Origin of the sequence: Arenibaculum sp. (genome assembly GCF_035998295.1) — a bacterium.
In the GTDB taxonomy this organism is placed as follows: Bacteria; Pseudomonadota; Alphaproteobacteria; order Azospirillales; family Azospirillaceae; genus DASYHS01.
In genome coordinates this window covers 1-3,769 of sequence record NZ_DASYHS010000204.1, presented here as the reverse complement: position 1 = coordinate 3,769, position 3,769 = coordinate 1, and the positions used below count along the sequence as shown (strand labels likewise).

At 73.3% G+C, this 3,769-nt stretch carries 5 protein-coding genes; 2 read left to right on the top strand and 3 right to left on the bottom strand.

Translation table 11 applies throughout. The features are described 5' to 3' along the window. Both VGO20_RS19860 and VGO20_RS19855 read right to left on the bottom strand, forming a co-directional pair. Window positions 1-924, bottom strand: a 924-nt coding sequence (locus VGO20_RS19860; RefSeq protein ID WP_327504118.1) for a PDC sensor domain-containing protein, incomplete at its 3' end; no start/stop codon positions are given. 68 nt (window positions 925-992) lie between these two features. Then, window positions 993-1,613: a pyridoxamine 5'-phosphate oxidase family protein gene (locus VGO20_RS19855; RefSeq protein ID WP_327504117.1), complete on the bottom strand. Its 621-nt coding sequence runs from the start codon at window positions 1,611-1,613 to the stop codon at window positions 993-995. A gap of 171 nt (window positions 1,614-1,784) precedes the next feature. Between VGO20_RS19855 and VGO20_RS19850 the strand changes: the two genes are divergently transcribed. Further along, window positions 1,785-2,000 carry a hypothetical protein gene (locus VGO20_RS19850; RefSeq protein ID WP_327504116.1) on the top strand — a complete coding sequence of 72 codons (216 nt, stop codon included), beginning with the start codon at window positions 1,785-1,787 and terminating at the stop codon, window positions 1,998-2,000. Window positions 2,001-2,068: 68 nt separating this feature from the next. Continuing rightward, complete coding sequence (locus VGO20_RS19845; protein WP_327504115.1) at window positions 2,069-3,109, top strand: histone deacetylase family protein; 1,041 nt, start codon at window positions 2,069-2,071, stop codon at window positions 3,107-3,109. A 22-nt stretch (window positions 3,110-3,131) separates the two neighbouring features. Here VGO20_RS19845 and VGO20_RS19840 read toward each other — a convergent pair. Beyond that, the coding region (locus VGO20_RS19840; RefSeq protein ID WP_327504114.1) for an AraC family transcriptional regulator at window positions 3,132-3,769 on the bottom strand (638 nt) is incomplete at its 5' end.

The following is a 3,769-nucleotide window of genomic DNA, read 5'->3' as shown; positions in this document are numbered from 1 at the left end:
CACCGCGACCAGCGCCGCGAGGGCGAGGCCGACGGTCCAGGTGGTCCGCCGGAGCCACGGGCGGTAGACCTCGCCGAGGTCGAGCGAGGCGACGCCGACCAGGGGGAGCCGGTCCGATGCCCGGTAGGCGATCAGGCGCTCGCGGGCATCGAGGGAGGCGCCGGCGAAGACGCCGGCCGGGCCGGCGGGCAGATGGGTGGCGAAGAGGGGATCGTCGGCGTAGCTGCGCTCCAGCGCGGCCGCGCTGAAGGGATGGCGCACGATCACCGTGCCGTCGTTCCGGACGACGGTGAGCACCGCCGACGGGCCCAGCCCGCTCTTGCGGTACGCCTCCAGGAAATACCCGGTGTCGAGCGTCACCGCGATCGCGCCGCCGAAGGTCCCGTCGGGCGCGTCGAGGCGCCGGGACACGGTGAACACGTAGCGCCCGGCCGACCGGCCCAGGATCGTCCGGCCGACATGGGTCTCGTCGCCCTCGCGCAGGGCCTGGAAATAGACGCGGTCCGACACGTCGGTTTTGCCGGCGGGAAAGGCATGCGTGCCGAGCATGACCACGCCGTCGCGGTCCACGACCAGCAGGGAGACGACGTAAGGCAGCGAGTCCGCCATGGTCCTGAGCTCGGCCCATTGCCCCCAGTCGCCCCACAGGTCACCGGGCGCCTTGCCGCGGACGAACTGCGCGGCGCGGGCGGTGAGCTGGTCGGCGGTGCCAATGGCGCCGAGGGCATGCTCCTCGACCAGTGCCGCCGCCGCCTCGAGATGCTGCTCCGCCTGCCGGCGCGTCTGGACGTAGTCGGACCAGATCGCGATGCTGGCGAAACCGGCGCCGGCCAGCGCCGCGGTCAGGCACAGCCACGCCAGCGTCGCCCGGAGCGGCGCCGGCCGGTAGGCGTGGTTGCCGGACATCTCGACGGTCTCTTCCATCCCTGCTCGCGATCGCCGGCAGTGTACCCGCGCAGCCGGGGGCGTACAGCGGATTTCCGTACCGGACCTCAGTACAGCGTATCGCGAAGCCGGCCGGGCAGTTCGGCGTCGTAGACCGCGGCCTCGACGCGGCCGCCGGTATGGGCCTCCAGGATCGTCCCCATGCTCGGCAGGGACGTACGGTCGCGCCGGGACGCCGGGTCCCACAGCCGGGACCGGACGATCGCCCGCGAGCACTGCATGAACGCCGCCTCGACCGCGACCATGATCACGGTCCGCGGCAGCCGCCCGCCGACGGGGAAACGCTCCAGCAGGGCGGGTTCGGTCGAGATCCGGGCCCGGCCCCTGACGCGCAGCGTCTCGCCTATCCCGGGAACGAGGAAGATCAGGCCGACTTCGGGGTTCCCGACGATGTTGCGCAGGCTGTCGATGCGGTTGTTTCCACGCCGGTCGGGCAGCAGAAGCGTGCGGTCGTCGAGGACCTCGACGAAGCCCGGGGTGTCGCCGCGCGGCGAGCAGTCGACGCCCCCCGCCCCCATGGTCGCCAGCAGCACGAAGGGCGAGGCCGCGACGAAGGCCCGGCAATGATCGTCCAGCCGGTCGACCTGCTTGGCCAGCACCGTGGCGGAGGGCGGGTCGTAGAGACTTTCCAGCTGCCCGATCGTGGTAACGAGATGCTTCGCGTCCATGGCCGTCCGGGATCTCCTTTCGGGCAAGCCGATGCCGCGGCCTCCGCCGGACGGCATATGAATCCGCCGGGGGTGGGAAGCGCGGGGTCGTTCTGATAGGTTAATACATGGCCCGGAAGGTGTCGTGCTCCTCTTCCCGGCGCCCCGTCAGCGAGCACGAGGAAGCTCTCCATGGCCCAGAAGGCCGGCGCCCCGTCCCATTCCGACGCGCCCGACAGTTGGCTGCTGAACCCGTCCGTGATCATCATCGCGGTGTGCACGATTCTCGTGCTCGCCTTCGCTCCGGGCGATGAACGCTCGACGGTCCTGACGCTGCTGGTCGTCGGCATCGTCTGCTTCGTCGCCGGGCGGCTGTCGGCCTCGACCGCGGGCCCGCACGCGTCCTGACGCGGCTGGCCGGAGGGCGCCGGCCCGGCTAAACTCCCTTCCCGGCACATCCAGGAAGGAAGCATCGCATGCGCTTCGTGTTCTCCGACGTCCAGCTGCGTCACGCGCCGCCGCAGTTCCTGCAGCGCGGCCGGCCCGTGCCCTGCCCGGAGACCGCGGAACGCGCGCGGATGCTGCTCGGCGGCATCGAACGCCGGGGCGGGCGCGTCGAAGCGCCCCCCAGCTTCGGTTCCGGCCCGCGCGCGGCGGTCCATGCGCCGGAATACCTGGCGTTCCTGGAGACCGCCTGGGAGCGCTGGCGGGCCTTGCCCGGGTCGTCGGACACGGTGATCCCCAACGTCCACCGCAACACCGACACGGCGGAATACCCCGGCCACATCGTCGGGCAGGCCGGCTGGCACATGGCCGACACGTCCTGCCCGATCGCCGAGGGGACGTGGGAGGCCGCCTGCGCCGCCGCCGACGGCGCCGTCCACGCGGCCATGCTGGTCGCGGGCGGCGAGGTGCCGGCGGCCTATGCGCTGTGCCGCCCGCCCGGCCACCACGCCAGCGCCGACATGGCCGGGGGCTTCTGCTACCTCAACAACGTCGCGATCGCGGTGCAGGCGGCGCTGCCGGCGCTGGGCGCGCGGGGCCGGCCGATGCGGGCCGCCATCCTCGACGTCGATGTCCATCACGGCAACGGGACCCAGGCGATCTTCTACGAGCGCGAGGACGTGCTGGTGGTCTCGGTCCATGCCGACCCGGCGCAGTTCTACCCGTATTTCGCCGGCTACGCCCATGAGCGCGGCCGGGGGCGCGGGCGCGGCTACAATCTGAACCTGCCGCTGCCGATCGGCACCGAGGAGGACCGCTTCCTGGACGCGGTCGCCGAGGCCTGCGCCCATGTCGCGCGCTTCGCGCCGGAGCTGTTCGCGGTCTCGCTCGGCTTCGACACCTATGGCGGCGACCCGCTGGCGGCGTTCCGGGTCACGACGCCGGGCTTCGCGCGCCTCGGCCGCCTGCTCGCGGCGCAGAAGCTGCCGACCGTCCTGATCCAGGAAGGCGGCTACGCGACCGCGGCGCTGGCCGACAACCTCGATAGCTTCCTGGAGGGGTTCGGCGCGTGACGCGCGGCCGGACCCGCCGGGATCACAGGTAGAAGACGGGAGCCCCCTCCCCCGGCGCGGCGTACAGGCCGGCCAGGTCCGACATCCCGGAGCGCAGGTAGCGCCCGGGGGTCGTGCCGAGCCGGCGCCGCCAGTTCCGGATCTGGTGCGCCTGGTCGGCGAAGCCCGTCACCGGGTCGCCGCGCCCGCGCTGCGCGGCGCGCAGGCTGGCCTGCAGCCGCTCGAGGTCCATCATCTGCTTGGGGCCGGGGCCGAGATGGGCCCGGTACCAGCGGCCGAGCTGGCGGCGCGTGACGCCGGCCGCGGCCGCCGCGGCCTCGACGGACCCACCCTCCCGCAGCATGCGGTGCGCCGCCGACATCCGCGCCAGTTCGGGGACGGCCGCCACCGCGCCGAGACGGGCCAGCAGCCACTGGTCGAGGGCGCCGGCGATGCGCGCCGGCTCCCAGCCGCCGTCCAGGTGCCGGCACAGCCGGTCGGCCGGCCCGTCCCCGATCAGCGCGCCCAGGTCGAGCAGCCGGTCGGCGCCGTCCCCGGCGCGCGGGAACAGCCGCACCACCCCCTCGGCCGTGAGCATCGCCATCACGAACCAGGTGTTCTCCCAGGACAGCCACGACCGGCTGACGGACTGGACGCCGAGCAGCGACGCCCGGGGCACGA

What these genes read in the sequence shown, in the direction of transcription:
- VGO20_RS19855 (WP_327504117.1), bottom strand. Translation starts at nt 1,613, where the DNA reads ATGGACGCGAAGCATCTCGTTACCACGATCGGGCAGCTGGAAAGTCTC.
- VGO20_RS19850 (WP_327504116.1), top strand. Translation starts at nt 1,785, where the DNA reads ATGGCCCAGAAGGCCGGCGCCCCGTCCCATTCCGACGCGCCCGACAGT.
- VGO20_RS19845 (WP_327504115.1), top strand. Translation starts at nt 2,069, where the DNA reads ATGCGCTTCGTGTTCTCCGACGTCCAGCTGCGTCACGCGCCGCCGCAG.